At 71.5% G+C, this 15,490-nt stretch carries 15 protein-coding genes; 5 read left to right on the top strand and 10 right to left on the bottom strand.

Annotation, left to right across the window (positions count from 1 at the left end; translation table 11 throughout):
- Window positions 1-7 precede the first annotated feature (7 nt).
- From PWG71_RS17795 to PWG71_RS17785, 3 genes are all read left to right on the top strand, one after another.
- Window positions 8-775 carry an ABC transporter ATP-binding protein gene (locus PWG71_RS17795; protein ID WP_274810909.1) on the top strand — a complete coding sequence of 256 codons (768 nt, stop codon included), beginning with the start codon at window positions 8-10 and terminating at the stop codon, window positions 773-775.
- 1 nt (window position 776) lies between these two features.
- Complete coding sequence (locus tag PWG71_RS17790; protein ID WP_274810908.1) at window positions 777-3,431, top strand: ABC transporter permease; 2,655 nt, start codon at window positions 777-779, stop codon at window positions 3,429-3,431.
- Window positions 3,432-3,532: 101 nt separating this feature from the next.
- Window positions 3,533-5,137 carry an MFS transporter gene (locus PWG71_RS17785; protein ID WP_274810907.1) on the top strand — a complete coding sequence of 535 codons (1,605 nt, stop codon included), beginning with the start codon at window positions 3,533-3,535 and terminating at the stop codon, window positions 5,135-5,137.
- 32 nt (window positions 5,138-5,169) lie between these two features.
- On the opposite strand, the gene PWG71_RS17780 is transcribed toward PWG71_RS17785, so the two are convergent.
- From PWG71_RS17780 to PWG71_RS17760, 5 genes are all read right to left on the bottom strand, one after another.
- Window positions 5,170-5,586: a hypothetical protein gene (locus PWG71_RS17780; protein WP_274810906.1), complete on the bottom strand. Its 417-nt coding sequence runs from the start codon at window positions 5,584-5,586 to the stop codon at window positions 5,170-5,172.
- A gap of 14 nt (window positions 5,587-5,600) precedes the next feature.
- A complete protein-coding gene (locus PWG71_RS17775) occupies window positions 5,601-5,846 on the bottom strand; it encodes a hypothetical protein (protein ID WP_274810905.1) in 246 nt (81 codons plus the stop codon).
- Between the two features lie 80 nt (window positions 5,847-5,926).
- Complete coding sequence (locus PWG71_RS17770) at window positions 5,927-6,745, bottom strand: polyprenol monophosphomannose synthase (protein WP_274810903.1); 819 nt, start codon at window positions 6,743-6,745, stop codon at window positions 5,927-5,929.
- Between the two features lie 131 nt (window positions 6,746-6,876).
- On the bottom strand, window positions 6,877-7,683 hold the full coding sequence (locus tag PWG71_RS17765) for a DeoR/GlpR family DNA-binding transcription regulator (RefSeq protein ID WP_274810902.1): 807 nt from the start codon (window positions 7,681-7,683) through the stop codon (window positions 6,877-6,879).
- Between the two features lie 52 nt (window positions 7,684-7,735).
- Window positions 7,736-7,900: a hypothetical protein gene (locus PWG71_RS17760; RefSeq protein ID WP_274810900.1), complete on the bottom strand. Its 165-nt coding sequence runs from the start codon at window positions 7,898-7,900 to the stop codon at window positions 7,736-7,738.
- Between the two features lie 104 nt (window positions 7,901-8,004).
- On the opposite strand from PWG71_RS17760, the gene PWG71_RS17755 reads away from it, so the two are divergent.
- Window positions 8,005-8,766: a 4'-phosphopantetheinyl transferase family protein gene (locus tag PWG71_RS17755; RefSeq protein ID WP_274810898.1), complete on the top strand. Its 762-nt coding sequence runs from the start codon at window positions 8,005-8,007 to the stop codon at window positions 8,764-8,766.
- 171 nt (window positions 8,767-8,937) lie between these two features.
- Here PWG71_RS17755 and PWG71_RS17750 read toward each other — a convergent pair whose 3' ends face one another.
- Window positions 8,938-10,098: an acyl-CoA dehydrogenase family protein gene (locus tag PWG71_RS17750; RefSeq protein WP_274810897.1), complete on the bottom strand. Its 1,161-nt coding sequence runs from the start codon at window positions 10,096-10,098 to the stop codon at window positions 8,938-8,940.
- A gap of 420 nt (window positions 10,099-10,518) precedes the next feature.
- Here PWG71_RS17750 and PWG71_RS17745 point away from each other — a divergent pair, with 420 nt between their 5' ends.
- Window positions 10,519-11,481 (top strand): LysR family transcriptional regulator, encoded by a 963-nt coding sequence (locus PWG71_RS17745; protein WP_274810896.1) that lies wholly within the window; start codon window positions 10,519-10,521, stop codon window positions 11,479-11,481.
- Here PWG71_RS17745 and PWG71_RS17740 read toward each other — a convergent pair.
- Genes PWG71_RS17740 through PWG71_RS17725 form a run of 4 tightly spaced genes read right to left on the bottom strand, consistent with a single transcriptional unit; the run spans window position 11,435 to window position 15,292 of the window.
- On the bottom strand, window positions 11,435-11,872 hold the full coding sequence (locus PWG71_RS17740; protein ID WP_274810895.1) for a hypothetical protein: 438 nt from the start codon (window positions 11,870-11,872) through the stop codon (window positions 11,435-11,437). The two genes, PWG71_RS17745 and PWG71_RS17740, sit on opposite strands and share 47 nt — an antisense overlap.
- Window positions 11,869-12,435 carry a hypothetical protein gene (locus PWG71_RS17735; protein ID WP_274810894.1) on the bottom strand — a complete coding sequence of 189 codons (567 nt, stop codon included), beginning with the start codon at window positions 12,433-12,435 and terminating at the stop codon, window positions 11,869-11,871. Before PWG71_RS17735 ends, PWG71_RS17740 begins: the two co-directional genes overlap by 4 nt.
- A complete protein-coding gene (locus PWG71_RS17730) occupies window positions 12,432-13,388 on the bottom strand; it encodes an enediyne biosynthesis protein UnbU (protein ID WP_274810893.1) in 957 nt (318 codons plus the stop codon). The genes PWG71_RS17735 and PWG71_RS17730 overlap by 4 nt, the downstream gene beginning before the upstream one ends.
- Window positions 13,385-15,292, bottom strand: coding sequence for an FG-GAP repeat domain-containing protein (locus PWG71_RS17725; RefSeq protein ID WP_274810891.1), 1,908 nt, complete (start codon window positions 15,290-15,292; stop codon window positions 13,385-13,387). Before PWG71_RS17725 ends, PWG71_RS17730 begins: the two co-directional genes overlap by 4 nt.
- Between the last annotated feature and the right edge of the window lie 198 nt (window positions 15,293-15,490).

Raw genomic sequence — 15,490 nt, 5'->3', positions numbered from 1 at the left:
GTCCATCGTGAACGCACCCGCATCGGACCCCCGTTCCCCGGTCGCACCGCCGCCGGTGGTGGTGGCCCGGGGGCTGACCAAGATCTACGACACCGGGGGGACCCGGGTCCACGCCCTGGACGGGGTGGACGTGGAGTTCCACCGAGGGGCGTTCACCGCGATCATGGGCCCCTCCGGTTCGGGCAAGTCGACGCTCATGCACTGCCTGGCCGGGCTGGACGTGCCCTCCTCCGGGACCGTGCACCTCGGTCGGACGCAGATCACCGGTCTGCGCGACGCCGAGCTGACCCTGCTGCGCCGCGACCGCATCGGGTTCATCTTCCAGTCGTTCAACCTGCTGCCGATGCTCACCGCCGAGCAGAACATCCTGCTGCCCTCCCAGATCGCCAAGCGCAAGGTGGACAGGGAGCGGTTCGACCGCGTCGTCGAGGTCGTGGGGCTGCGCGAGCGGCTGCACCACCTGCCCGCCAAGCTCTCCGGCGGCCAGCAGCAGCGCGTGGCCGTGGCCCGCGCCCTGCTCAGCGCCCCGGAGGTGGTCTACGCCGACGAACCCACCGGAAACCTGGACTCGCGGTCGGGCTCCGAGGTGCTGGAGTTCCTGCGCACCTCCGCCGAGGAGATGCACCAGACCATCGTCATGGTCACCCACGACCCGATCGCCGCCTCCTACGCCGACCGGGTGGTGTTCCTGCGCGACGGGCGTCTGGTGGACGAGGTCTCCGAGCCCACGGCGGAACTCGTCTCCGCCCGACTGCTCAAGCTGGAAGAGGCCTGAGATGTTGCGCACCACACTGGCCGGGCTGCGCCTGCACAAGTCCCGGTACGTCACCACCGTGCTCGCGATCATGCTCGGCGTCATGTTCACCACGGGCACCATGGTCTTCGCCGACACCCTCAAGGCGGGCTATGAGAAGACCGTCATGGGGTCGGCCACCAGCGTCGACGCCATCGCCGTCGACACCCACACCGAACCCGAGGGCCTCGACGAGCCGTGGGAGACGGTCCCCCTCACCGAGGAACACCTGACGGCGATCCGAGGGCTGCCCGAGGTCTCCGGTGCCGGCGGGATGGCCCAGGGCCAGGCGGTCCTGCTGGACGGCGAGGGGCGCGCCTTCGGCTTCGCCCCTCCGGCCGCGGTCTCCATCGAGGAGCACAGCCGGTTCTCCGCCGACGAGGGGCGCCTGCCCGTCGGCGGCGGCGAGATCGCCCTGGCCACCTCCACCGCCGAACAGATCGGTTTCGAGATCGGTGACACCGTCACCGTGCTCGACCGGGAACAGGAGAAACGGGACTTCGAGCTCACCGGCCTGGTGGACTTCGGCGCCGACCGGACCTACAGCCAGCTCGGCACGGTCGTGTTCGACACCGCCACCCTGCGCGAGATGACCGGGGCGGAGGGCTACTCCGAGATCGACGTGATCGCTTCGGAGGGCCACACCGACGATCAGGTCGTCGAGGCGGTCTCCACCGTGCTCGGGCCGGACTTCGAGGTGTCGACCGGCGAGGAGTTCGGTCTGGCCATGGCCGAGGGGTCGGGCGCCGACACCGAGATGCTGCGGGTCGTCCTGCTGCTGTTCTCGTTCATCGCGATGTTCGTGGCCGGGATCGTCATCTACAACACCTTCGCGATCCTCATCGCCCAGCGTCAGCGCGAGCTGGCCCTGCTGCGGTGCGTGGGAGCCAAGCGTTCCCAGGTGTTCCGGTCGGTGCTGGCCGAGTCGGTGGTCGTGGGTCTGGTCGCGTCGGCGTTGGGCGTGTTGGCGGGCATCGGCATCGGACTGGCCGGAGCGACCTTCGGCGGCCCGCTGTTGGGCACGGAGGGCTCCACGCTGGTGATCACACCTCTGGCGGTGGCCGTCGGCCTGGTCCTGGGCACCACCGTGACCGTGTTCTCCGCGCTGGTACCCGCCACCCGGGCGACCCGGGTGGCCCCGCTGGCGGCGCTGCGCACCAGCGCGACCGCCGCCGGGCTGGAGAAGGGCACCGGCTGGATCCGCGTGGTCCTCGGGGTGGCCGCCTTCGCCGTCTCGGCCGCCCTGGTCGGCTTCAGCCAGGCCACCGGGCCCGACCCGCTCGGTCCGGTCGTCGTGACCGCCGCCGCGCTGGTCGCGTTCGTCGGTGTGGTGGTGCTGGGTCCGCTGCTGGTGCGCGGGATCGTGCGCGTGGTGGGCGCGCCCCTGCGCAGGGTGGGCGTGCCGAGCATGCTGGCGGTGGACAACTCCGTGCGCAGTCCGCGCCGGGCCGCCACCGCGATGATCGCCCTGACCGTGGGCGCCACGCTCATCACCGGCTACTCGGTGGTCAGCGCCTCCACCGAGGCGACCCTGACCGAGGAGCTCGAAGACCGGTTCCCGGTGGACTACCAGATCATGGCCCAGTACGGCGCCGAGGCCATCGCCGGCGAGGGGACCGAGGAGATCCCCGAGGACGGGGGCGCCGCCGAGGGGACCGAGGACGCCCTCGGCGAGGAGACCGGGACCGACGACGTCGAGGGCATGGCCTGGCCGTTGGACCCGGGCATCCCGACCGAGGTGCGTGCCCTGCTCCAGGAACAGGACGTGCTGGAGCGCGTCATGGCCGACCGCGGTGTGGCCCTGGCGACGGAGGGGGACGATCTCCTGCCGGTCACCACCTACGTCAACGGTCGGCTGGGCGTCGACCTGACGGCCGACACCGTCGAGGGCGAACTCACCGACCTGGGCCCCGGCAAGGTCGTGCTGTCGGAGGGCTACGCCGACGGCGCGAAGGTGGGCGACACCTTCGGTGTGCCGGGCCTGTGGGACGGCCGCGACCTCGACCTGGAGGTCGTCGCGATCACCGAGGACGCGCAGAGGCTGAACGGCGCCGTCATCGACCCGGAGGACTTCGCCGCCGCGTTCCCGGAGATCACCGAGGACCGCGCGCTGTTCGTGATCGCGAAGGACGAGGCCGATCCGGCCCTGGTGCGCGAGACGGTCATGGGTGCCGTCGACGGGTACCCGACCCTCCAGGTCGTGTCGGTCGCCGAGATGAAGAACCAGTTCTCCGAGGTCCTGGACATCGCCTTCTACACGGTGGCGGCGATGCTGGGCCTGGCGATCATCATCGCGGTGTTCGGCATCTCCAACACCATGGCGCTGTCGGTCCTGGAGCGCACCCGTGAGTCCGCCCTGCTGCGGGCCCTGGGACTGACCAGGGCGCAGCTCCGGCGGATGCTCAGCGTCGAGGCGGTGCTGCTGTGCCTCATCGGCGCCGGTATCGGGATCGTGCTCGGCGTGGTGTTCGGCTGGGCCGCCGCGGACTCGGTCCTGCCGGGGATGGTGTTCTCCGCCCCGGTCGACCAGATCGCGGTGTTCATCGCCTTGGCGCTGCTGGCCGGGCTGATCGCGGCGGTGCTGCCCGCCCGCCGGGCCGCGGGCACCTCGATCACCGGGGCGCTGGCCAGCGAGTAGGCCCCTCCCGCCGATCACCTCGACACACGGGACGGAAGAGGTGAGGACCCCCGCCGGAGCGGGGGTCCTCACCGTACGGTGGGGCGAGGAGGTGGGGTCCGGTGAGCGATTCGACGTCGGTTCCGGTCGCGGCGGGGGGCGTGGCCTGGGGTTCGCCCGAGGCGAGGTGGATGCTGACCGCCACGGTGCTCGGTTCGGGGATGGCGTTCCTGGACTCGACCGTGGTGACGGTCGCGTTGCCGGCCATTCGGGAGGACCTGGACACCGGTCTGGCCGGGCTCCAGTGGATCGTCAACGGGTACATGGTGACGCTGTCCGCGCTCATCCTGCTCAGCGGCTCGTTGTCGGACCGGTTCGGTCGGGTGCGGCTGTTCATGTGGGGCGTGGCCGTGTTCGCTCTGGCGTCGGCGCTGTGCGTGTTCGCGCCGACCCTGGAGTGGCTGGTGGCGGGCCGGGTCGCCCAGGGGGTGGGCGGGGCGCTGTTGACCCCCGGCAGCCTGGCGATCCTCCAGGCGGGTTTCCGGGAGGAGGACCGGGCACGGGCCATCGGCGCCTGGTCGGGGCTGACCGGGGTGGCCTCGGCGATCGGCCCGTTCGTCGGCGGGTGGCTGGTCCAGATCGGCGACTGGCGGCTGATCTTCCTCATCAACGTGCCGTTGGCGCTCGCGGTACTGGCCATCGCGTGGTTCAAGGTGCCCGAGTCGCGCGACCCCGAGGCGGCACGCCGACTGGATCTTCCCGGAGCGCTGCTGGGCGTCGCGGCCCTGGGTGGCATCACCTACGCGCTCATCCAGTGGGGTGCGGTCGGCGCCACTGCGGCGGTGTGGGTCGGCACGGCCGTCGGCGTGCTCGCGCTGGCGCTGTTCCTGGTGGTGGAGACGCGGGTGGCCGATCCCATGCTCCCGCTGGGGATGTTCTCCTCGCGAGGGTTCGTCGCGACGAACGCGGCGACCGTGCTCATCTACGGTTCGCTGGGGACGCTGTTCTTCCTGCTGGTGATCTACCTCCAGGAAGTGGCGGGGTACTCCCCCGTCGCGGCCGGGGCGGCGTCGTTGCCGATCACCCTGCTCATGTTGGCGCTGTCGGCGCGGTCCGGGAGGTTGGCGTCCCGGATCGGTCCCCGGCCCCAGTTGATCGCGGGTCCGCTGTCGGTGGCGGCGGGGTTGTGGCTGTTGTCCCGGATCGGCCGTGAGGCGCCCTACCTCACCGAGGTCCTGCCGGGGGTGCTGCTGGTGGCGTTGGGGTTGGCCACCACGGTGGCGCCGTTGACCGCGACCGTGCTGGCGTCGGTCACGGAACGGCACGCGGGGGTGGCGTCGGGGGTGAACAACACCTTCGCCCGTGGCGCCCAGCTCATCGGGGTGGCGGCCATCCCGGCGCTGGCGGGGATCGTCGGGGGCGGAGAGACGGGGGGCGGCGCCGAGGCGGGTTCGCTGATCGCGGGGTTCGGCCCGGCGATGCTCGTTCTGGCGGGGATGTGCGTGGCGGCCTCCCTGTGCGCCCTCCTGCTCCCCCGGGGGCGGATGCCGGGGGCCGGCGAGGCCTCCGGGCGGGGCTCCCCTCCGCGGGAGGTCGGCGCGGTACCGCCGGACGGCCGGGAACGGACCCTGCGGTTCTGCGGGGTGTCGGGGCCGCCGCTGCGCTCCTGCCCGGGGTCGACCGCCGGGGACGTCCCCGGCGACCCCCGCTCGGGCCGGAACGGCTGACGGGCGGCGGCCCCGCCGCGCGGACCGCCGGATCAGACGTCCGGCGCCCCCGTGTCCCTGGGGTCATCGGCGTCCGGAACGTACGCGTCGGGGTCCGGATCCCGGGTACGGTCGTCCCTTCCACGGGGCGAATCCGCCCGGTGGCCCCTCGTACGGCCCCGTCCCGGGTCGCGGACCGAGGCGTCCTCGGCGACCGAGCCGTCGCCCTCGACCCGCAGGGCCTCCTCCTCGGCGGAGGGGGCCTCCACGTCCCAGCTCTGGCGGGGGAGGACGTCGCTGCGCTCGTCGGCCACGGCGCGATCGATCCCGCGCTCTCCGCGGCTGTCGTCGTCCTCGAACGCGTAGCCTTCGATTCCGTGGTCGTTCTCGATCCGCCGTTCGCGCTCCTCGATCAGGCTGCGCTCCGGATCGTCCCCCATATCGGTGTCCACATCGTAGGGCTCGGTCATCGGGTCCCCCTGTCTCAGGCGTCATCCTCGTGGAGTGCGCCGGTCCGGATACCCGGGCCGTCCGGGTCCCGGTCCCCGCGCTCGGGGACGGGGGCGTTCTCCTCCCGTGCCTCCTCGGAAACGCCCGCCCCGTCCCGGTCCTCGTCGTCCTCGAACGCACGGCCCCGGACCGGGTCCGCGCGGATCCCGGTCCCGGCGATCGCGTTCTCCCGGGGGTCCTTCCCCGGGACGTCGTCGACGGCGTGGGATCGTTCGGTCACGACACCCCTCCCCTTCCCCGTCGTCCTCCGATCATCGCGGTTCGACGGTGGTTTTCGCAGGAGGCGGCCCGGGACGACGGTCAGCGGCGGAAGTTCTCGGCGCGGCGCAGGCGCAACGGACGCAGGGCCGCTTCGAGGGCGACGGCGCCGTCGAGTTTGCTCTGACCGATGACACGGTCCTCGAAGTGGATGGGGATCTCCATGATCTTCTGGCCGCGGCGGAAGGCCCGGTAGTGCATCTCCACCTGGAAGGCGTACCCGGTGCTCTCGATGCTCGCCAGGTCCAGCACCTCCAGGGCGGAGGCCCGCCAGACCTTGAAACCGGCCGTGACGTCGCGGACGGGGATCGACAGCACCGTCTTGACGTAGGTGTTGGCCCACCCGCTGAGCAGTCGGCGTTTGAGACCCCACTGCTCGGACAGACTGCCGCCGGGCACGTACCGGCTGCCGATGACGACCCCCGCGCCGGTCGACAGCAGGGTGCCGAGCAGCTGGGGGACGTACCCGACCGGGTGGCTGAGGTCGGCGTCCATCTGCGCGACGTACTCGGCGCCGTCCTCCAGGGCCCGGGTCATGCCGGCCACGTAGGCGCGACCCAGGCCGTCCTTGGTGGTGCGGTGCAGCACCGACACCCGTCCGGGGAACTCCACGGCGAGCTTGTCGGCGACCTCGCCGGTGCCGTCGGGGGAGTTGTCGTCGACGACCACGACCCTGAGACCGGACAGGTCCAGGGACATGAGCCGCCGGACCAGCACCGGCAGGTTCTCCGCCTCGTCGTAGGTGGGCACGACCACCGTCAGCCGCGCCGACGACCAGGGCTCGGGCAGTGCCACGGGCTCGGGGGTGACGCGCACCGGCGCGGACGGGGAGTGCTCCGGGGGCGTCGATGGAGAGGGCATGCTCGGCGGCTCCTGCCGGTGGATGAAGGGGTCGGGGTGCGGAGTGCGTTCGGGATCACCCATCGGGCACCGACGGCACAATGGGCGTGAACGGTAGGGTACGCGCTCTCAAGGGGCGAACGGGTGGAAATTCACTGCCCGCGCTCCTGCGCGACGACGGCGACGTGGACCAGGGCGCCGGTCTCCTCCAGGGTCATGAGGACCTCCGGGTCGGCGCTGCTGTCGGTGATGAGGTGCGCGATCTCCTCGGGCGGGACGGTGGCGACCATGGTGTCGGCACCGATCTTGGTGTGGTCCGCCAGGACCACGGTCTCCTCGGCGCAGGCGGCCAGTGCGGCGTCCACACCGGCGACGGCGGGGTTGGGGGTGCTCAGTCCGCGTTCGGCGCTGACCCCGTTGCCCGAGAGGAAGGCGCGGGTGACGCGCAGACCGGTGAGGCTCTGCTCGGCGGCGGCGCCGACCAGGGCCCGTGCGGGCCCGTACAGGGTGCCGCCGGTGACCACCACTTCGACCCCGACGGCGGAGGCCAGGGCCTCGGCGACCCGCAGCGAGTTGGTGACGACGGTGATGTCGGTGCGCGCGGCCAGTTCCCTGGCCAGGGCCTCGGTGGTGGTGCCGGGACCGATGGTGACGGCGTCGCCGGGCCGGACGAGGCGGGCGGCGGAGACGGCGATGGCGGCCTTCTCCGCGGCGCACTGTCCGCTGCGGCCGATGTAGCTCTGCTCGTGCCCGATCCGTCCGGGCAGGGCCACTCCCCCGCGGCGGCGGTCGACGAGCCCCTCCGTCTCCAGGGCGCGCACGTCCCGGCGCACGGTGACCTCGGAGGCGTGCACCTTGACGGCGATGTCCCGCAGGGACATGGTGCCGTTGGCGCGCACGAGTTCGAGAATGCGCTCTCGGCGTTCGGCGGCGAACGCCGGACGGTTCTCCTCGACCATGGATCTGACCTTCCGTACTCCGAGGGGGGCACGGGTGGGTCCCGCACCGCGTCTAGAGTACGGACCGGTCGATGACCGGGCGTTCCTCCTCCGGCTCCTCCGTGTCGAGGGTGTCGATGTGGTCGGGGTCCTCGGTCAGGAGGGTCACCAGGATGACCGCTGTGAGGGCCACCAGCCCGACGAGTGCTCCGGCTCCGAACAACATCACAACGGACATCTCCGGCCTCCCCAGGGGACGGGCTGACCTGTCCTTTACCGGATTCCCGATTCCGCGCCCTCTCACACCCCGATCGCGCCGCCACACGGTCCACAATTGAGAACATGACTCTCCCTCGCTTGACGCCCGAGGTCTGGTGGGCGCACACGTCCTCGGCCATGGATCGACTGTCGGACCTGTTGGACGAGCGGGAGCGGGCCCGAGGCGACCGGTTCCTGCACAAGGCCGACCGGGACCGCCATCTGTTGGGCCGGGCGATGGCCCGGTCGGTGCTGGCCGAACGCGTGGGATGCGATCCCCGGGAGGTGACCTTCGAGCTCCGGTGCCGTTCGTGCGACGACAAGGAGCTGGCCGGTGCCGAACGCGACTCCGAACCGCACGGCAAACCGCATCCGACGGGCGCGGCGGCGGGGTGGGAGATCTCGGTGAGCCACTCGGGCGACTGGGTGGTCCTGGTCCTCGCCGAGGGGGTCCCGGTGGGTGTGGACGTCGAACGGGTGGCGGAGTCGCGGGACCTTGAGGGGCTGGCGGCCTACACCCTGTCCGACACCGAGCACGAGGCGTGGAAGACGCTGTCATCGGACGCGCGGGTGGGCGCGTTCTTCGGTTACTGGGCGCGCAAGGAGGCCCTTCTCAAGGCCACGGGGCTCGGGCTCTCCGGAGGGTTGCGCCGGGTGACGGTGAGCCCGCCGCACACCGACGCGCGGCTGGTGTCGTGGACCGGCGGCGGCGACCCGAAGGCGTCCTGGCTGACGGATCTGGATCGGGGCGAGGAGTACCGGGCGGCGTTCGCGGCGCTGACCGACCGACCGGTGACCCCGGTGCTGCACCCCCCGTCGGCCACCCTGGACCTCTTGCGCCGCTGAGGTCCGGGGCGGCCCTCACCGCGAGGACGCCCCGGAGGCCTCACGGTCGTCCGTCCGGTCGCGCGCGGTGGATTCCCGAGCAGGCCGACGGATCCCGCAGAAGGCAGCCGGTGGGCGTCGGGGCAGGCCGTGGGTCGGACCCGTCGGAGAGGCCACCGCGCATCCTCACGGTCAGGCCTCGGCGCCGCGGGCGAGATGGCGACTGATGACCAGGCGCTGGACCTGGTTGGTGCCCTCGACGATCTGGAGGACCTTGGCCTCGCGCATGTGGCGCTCGACCGGGAAGTCGCGCGTATAGCCGTAGCCGCCGAAGACCTGGACGGCGTCGGTGGTGACCTTCATGGCGGTGTCGGTGGCCATGAGCTTGGCCATGGCGGCCTGCCGGGAGAAGGGCCGACCGGCGTCGCGCAGGCGGGCGGCGGCCAGGTACAGCTCGCGGGAGGCGGCGATCTGGGTGGCCATGTCGGCGAGCATGAAGCCCACCCCTTGGAGGTCACCGATGGCCGAACCGAACTGACGGCGCTCGCGGGAGTAGGCGAGGGCGGCGTCGAAGGCGGCCTGCGCGAGGCCGACGGCGCAGGCGGCGATACCGAGCCGGCCGGAGTCCAAGGCGGACAGGGCGATACCGAACCCCTCGCCCTCCTCGCCGATGAGGGCGTCGGCGTCGAGGCGGACGTCGTCGAAGAGCACCCCGGCGGTGGTGGAGGAGCACATGCCCATCTTGCGTTCGGGCGCGGCCGCCGACAGGCCCGGGGCGTCGGCGGGGACGTGGAGGCAGCCGATACCGCGCGCGCCGGAGTCGGGGCCGCCGGTGCGGGCGAACAGGGTGTAGTGGTCGGCCTCGCCCCCGTGGGTGATCCACGCCTTGGCGCCGTTGATCCGGTAGCCGTCCCCGTCGCGCTCGGCGCGGGTGGTGAGGGCTGCGGCGTCGGAGCCGGAGGCCGCCTCCGACAGGCAGTAGGCGCCCAGTCGGTCGCCGCCGAGCATGGCGGGCAGGTGTTCGGCCTTCTGGGCGTCGGAGCCGAAGGCCGCCATGGGGTAGCAGGACAGGGTGTGGACACTGACGCCGAGACCGACCGCGAGCCATCCCCGGGCGAGTTCCTCCACGACCTGGAGGTAGACCTCGTAGGGCTGGCCGCCGCCTCCGTACTCCTCGTCGAAGGGCAGGCCGAGCAGGCCGACCGCGCCGAGGGTACGGAACAGATCGCGGGGGAAGGCCCCCGTCTCCTCGTCCCGGGCCGCGCGCGGGGCGAGCTCCTTGTCCACGAGCTCGCGGGTCAGTTCCAAGAGCTGCTCCGCCTCGGGTGTGCGCAGCATGCGTTCGACCGCCATGAGTTCTCCCACCGGTTCCGCGCCACTCCCGCGGGATCGCCGCGAGAATGTAGTAGGACGTCCAACTATAAGGTGACGAACGGCACTTTACCCCACGAAGGACCGCGCGCCGGCGCGCGACTTCGACATCGGCGACCGCTCGCCCCGGAGAGCTGTACGGTGCGTTCCCTCCCATCGCTTCGCCCAGCACATCTGTACACCGGCGCTCGGAGCGCCTAGATTCCACGCTGTGACCCCTCTCAGCGCTCCGAAGGAAGAATCCGACGACCCGACTCCGCTCCCACGGAGGACGCCCTTCCCCGAGTGGTGTGCATGGGAGTCACATCCGCCCCACAGAACCGCGTTGTACAGTCGACAGGGGCCACCGGGCGCCCCCGGAGAGTCCCGTCCGCCGTCCGGTGACCGGCACAGGAGGATGTGATGGACCTCGAACTCCGCCACCTGCGCACCATCTGCCTCCTGGCCGACACCGGAAGCGTGACCAGGGCGGCCGCCGCGCTCTCCACGTCGCAGCCCGCCCTGACCACCCAGCTCCAACGGATCGAGCGGGAGGTGGGCGGCGCCCTGTTCCACCGCGGACGTTCGGGGGTGCGCCCGACGGAGCTGGGCGAGTTCGTCCTGGTGCGCGCCCGCGCGGTCCTGCTGTCCATGGACGACCTGTTGCACGACATCACCGCGCGCGGTGCCTCGCCCACGACGCTGCGAGTGGGCGGGGTCGGGCCGCTGGCGATAGAGCTGTCGGCGCGGCTGCCGGAGATCTTCCCCAACGTGCCGGTCCACGTGCGCACCGAGTACTCCCCCAAGCTGGTCACGGACCTGGTCCGGGCGGGGCGGTTGGACCTGGGCACCACCATCGACTACGTGGACCGCGACCTGTCCACGGACGGACCGCTGTCCTGGGCGATGCTCGCGGTGGAACCGCTGCACGTGGCACTGTGGGCCGGCCACCCCCTGGCCGACAAACCGTCGGTCGCCCTGAGCGACCTGGCGGACTGCCCGTGGGCGCTGACCCCGCCCGACGGCACCGGCTGGCCGGAGTGCTTCTACCTGGCCTGCCAGCGGGCCGGGTTCACCCCCCAGGTGCCCTACCGGCTCTACGAGCGCTCGGAGATCCGCGACCTGATCGCCCGGCGTCGGGCGATCGCCCCCTGCCAATCGGACTTCGACACCGGCGGTGAGGTGGTGATCCGCCGGCTGGAGGGCGAGCCGATACAGCTGCGGCACCTGCTGGTCTGGCGACGCGACAGCGCGGTCAACGGCTCCTCCGACGACCTCGCCCGCCTGGCCCGCGAGGTCCTGGGGCGGGGCCCCCGCCCGACCGGACCCCGGACGGCCTTCACCGCGCCGCGGAACGAACGCGCGATCGGCGCAGTAGAGGGATGACGGCCCACAGGGCCAGCCCCGTCCCCGCCGACAGGATCAAGGCGGTGACGACCCATTCGCCGGAACCCCCGGGGTCGACGACACGGGTCTCGACACCGATGTCGACCGCACCCCTGACCGTGCCCGCGGTGCAGTCGTCACCGCCCCCGACCAGCGGCACCCCGGTGAGCCGGACCGAGCCGTCGTCCGCCGCGTAGTCGCCCAGACAGGTACAGGAACTGTGGCCCAGGTGGCTGACGCAGTCGGAAGAGGTGACGGCGAAGCGACCGGGGGCGCCGTCCGCGCGCGCCGCGCGGACGGCCTGGTCGAACCCGCTCGCCCCCACCGCGATCAGACACAGTGCGGCGAGCAGGATCACCACCTCGAAGGGCCCGAAGCGACGACGTCTCACCTCACGTGCTCCGGTTCGTCCTCATGGGCGGCGCACCCGCAGGCCATGGCCGCGCGCTCGTCCGCGCGGGGTCTGCGGTGCAGCAGCACGGCCACCACCATGGGTGCGAAGACCAGGGCGTTGTAGAGCAGGTGCAGTTCCACCCGCGGAACGAGCAACTGGACGAGGCTGGTCGGGGCATCGCCACCGCCGATGTTCATCCCCGACAGCGCCTGGAGGAGCAGGAGCAGGTGCTCGAAGTGGTGCCAGATCTGGATGCCCAGGGAGATCTTCCACCAGGTGCGGGAACGCCCGGTGAACCCCGGCAGCAGGAGCAGCAGGCCCACCAGCATGAGCAGCGCGTATCCGTAGTGCATCCACTCGGAGGTGACCAGCCAGGGGAAGGGCAGGCCCAGTACGCCCCGGGCCTCCGGGATCGGCCAGTTGAAGATGTAGATCTGGGCGGCCTGGGCCAGGTGCTCCGCCCAGTGGGCCACGACGATGACCATGAACAGGGCGAGCCCGCTCCGGTGACCACGGGTGTTGAGGAGGTCCAGGGATCGGGGGCGGTGGGTTCGGATCATGATCGTCCTTCCTGACGTGGAACGGCGGTGGGGCGGGCGGGGAGGGGGAGCAGGAGGATCACACCGCGCAGCGCGCAGACGATCACCAGGGCGAAGAAGAGGCCGAAGACGATGTGCCAGGTGACCAGCAGCCCGTAGACGGCCGCCACGGCGCCCCCGAAGATCACCTGGTTCCGGGGCCGCGTCGGGGTCGTGCCGGGGTCGGTGATCATGTAGTTGGTGAACAGGATGAACGCCAGACCGCTCATCGGCAGCAGGGCCGCGACCAGGGCGTGGTCCAGCACCAGCCAGCGGATCACCGCCTGGCCGGCGAAGCCTCCGACCCAGCCGAGGATGAGCGGCCACCTGCCGCTCAACCGGATGTTGAGCATGGTCCCGGCCATGAGGACGCCGAGCGGCAGCAACCAGTCCAGCGCCCCCGAGATGTTGTTGGTGAAGTGGTAGGGCGGCGCGATGCCCACCCAGGGAAAGAGCAGAAGGGTGACGACGATCCCGAAGTTCGACGGGTTGAGCACGTGCCGGCGGCGACCGTTCACCGGGATGCGGATGAGGTGCTTGCCGACGACCGCGACGGTGACGGCGAACAGGTAGGGCCACAGCGACTCGTTACCCCACAGGAGCATCGCGCAGGCCAGACCGGCGATGTGGGTGGGCAGCAGGTAGGTGACCAGGGCGCCGGGTCCGCCGGCGTACCCGGGACGCCGGCCCTCGGCCCGGGCGCCCAGGGTCTCCATGAGCAGGTCCACGGCGTAGCCCACCAGCACGACCGCGATCGGGGTCACGGCGGACTGCTCGAAACCGAGGAACAGGTGACCGAGCACGGTGAACGCGGTGATGCTGGTGGCGAACATGCGCAGGGCCTTGACCCTGGTGTCCGTCGCGGGCGGAGGCGGGGCGACCGGCTCCCCCGCCGGGGCTGTGGTCTGCGGGCTCGAAGGTCTCGTCGTCGTCATTTCACCGTTCCGTCGTCGTCGAGGTGGAGGGTGCGGGTGCCCGGCGACAGGTCCAGGTCGACGGAGTGGAGGGCCCCCGTGGTGGACCGCCAGGTGACGGTGACCGGAAGCGATCCGGTCTCGGGCGCGGCCAGGTGCAGTTCCTCGGCGGAGACACCGGTGTGGCCGTTGGAGGGGAAGAGCTGGCGGGTCTGGGCGGGAGAGCCGCCGTCGCGGACGGTCACCGTCGCGCCGATCGCGGGCCGCCACCGGTCCTCGGCCGCCGTGGCCGGGACGAGGGGGCGCAGCACGATTCCCGGCGCCGCCTCGGTGGAGTCGTTGAGCAGAACCGCGGAATCCTCCCACTGGTTGGCGACGACGGCGTCGAGCAGGCCATCGCCGTTGACGTCGCCCAGGGCGATGGCACGGGAGACATCGGTGGTGTCCAGGCCCAACGGGGCGGCCAGGTCGGCGTAACGGCCGTCGGCACCGCGGACCCAGAAGGGGTTGTGCTCGTGCCCGGACAGGTCGTCACCCTCGCGGAAGACGGGCCAGGCCCACGGGTACCGCAGCAGTTCGTCGTTGCCCATGGCCAGTTCCTGGAGCTGGGGCCAGCGGTCGACGTCCCCCTTGAGGAAGCCGGTGGCCTGCATCAGCTCGTCGACACCGTCGTTGTCGAAGTCCCCGGCCTTGACGTCCCAGGCCCAACCGCCCCGGGACAGTCCCAGACTCTCGCTGTCCTGACGGTAGGGGACGCGCCCTTCCAGCAGATCGGCGCCGTCGCCGTCGGGAACGAACGCGAAGTTGCTCTCGTGCAGCGCGTAGGGGGTGGTGATGTTGCTGACCACGATGGTGGGCAGGGCGGCGCCGTCGGTGTAGGTGAAGGTCACTCCCATGCCCTTGTAGGAATCGTTGCCGAGCACGCCGGACTTGGGGGTGACGAGGTCGCGATCGCCTCGGACCACTTCCAACGACACGTCACCGGGGGTGGAGCGGTTGACCAGGAGGTGATCGTTGCCGAAGTCGTTGGCGATGTAGACGTCGGGCGCCCCGTTCCCGGTCAGGTCCTGAAGGCCGGTCGCCAGGGTCCACCCCGTGACCGCCTCCTCCGGCAGGGCGGTACCGGCGTCGATGATCCGCGGCGGGGTGTCCGGGGTGCCCGTGGGTTCGGTGAGCAGGAGCCGGTTGCGGCCCGCGTTGCTCGCCAGCCCCATGCCGTCCTGCATCTGCATGCGGGTCTCGTCGTCGGCCTCGGGGTCCAGGACACGGGCGCCGTCGGGGAAGTAGTTGCCGACCAGGAGGTCCAGATGACCGGACCCGTCGATGTCGGCCGCGTTGAGGGTGGTGGTGTTCCACACCTGCATCGGCTGCACGAGTTCGTGGGCGGTGAACCAGGAGGCGGTGGGCGCGGAACCGTCGCCCGGACCCGCGGTGTTGAGGAACAGGACCGGCGAGCGCCCCCAGTAGTGGACGATGAGGTCCATGTCGCCGTCCTCGTCGAGGTCGGCCGGGGTGCATCCCATGGGTGCCATCGTCCGGTCGTAGGGCAGGTCCACGGGCCGGAGTTCGACCGGCGGGTACTCCTCGGTGTCCGAGCCGGGGACGGCCCTGATGGTGACGCCGTCGTCGCGCGGATCCACCAGGCAGGCGTCGGCGGACCGGCCGTTCCCACGCAGGTCGGTGAGGGAGACCGCCGCGCCGACCGCCGATATCCATCCCGCGAAGTGCTCCAGGTCGGGTGCCACCTCGCGGCGGTGCGCGGCGTCGGACGGCTCCTCGTTGAGGCTGAGCCGTGAGAAGGAGAACGCGGCCGCGCGGTCGGCGGCCTCCGCTTCGTCGGGGGTCGGCCGCTGGGTGAGGACGGCGAGGGTACCGAGGAGGACGAGGGCCACGACGACCCTCAGCGCGTGGAACGGTGACCGCATCGGCGCTCCTTTCGAGAACGGACTCCGGACATCGCCCCATCGTGTGTCGCGGATGAGACCCCGTCCTCTTCCGTCTTGCTGTTCGATCGGGGTTGAGCACGAATGGAGAAGGGCGATCGAGGAGAAGGAGGAGGGCAACCCGGGAGAAGAGGCGCCGGTCTAGGCTGGTGCGGCGAACAGCGAACGCGAGGTGGAGGG

The organism is Nocardiopsis sp. N85 (genome assembly GCF_028882275.1).
Lineage (GTDB): Bacteria > Actinomycetota > Actinomycetes > Streptosporangiales > Streptosporangiaceae > Nocardiopsis > Nocardiopsis lambiniae.
Note: the sequence above shows the minus strand (reverse complement) of the source record. Positions and strands in the feature narration are given on the sequence as shown.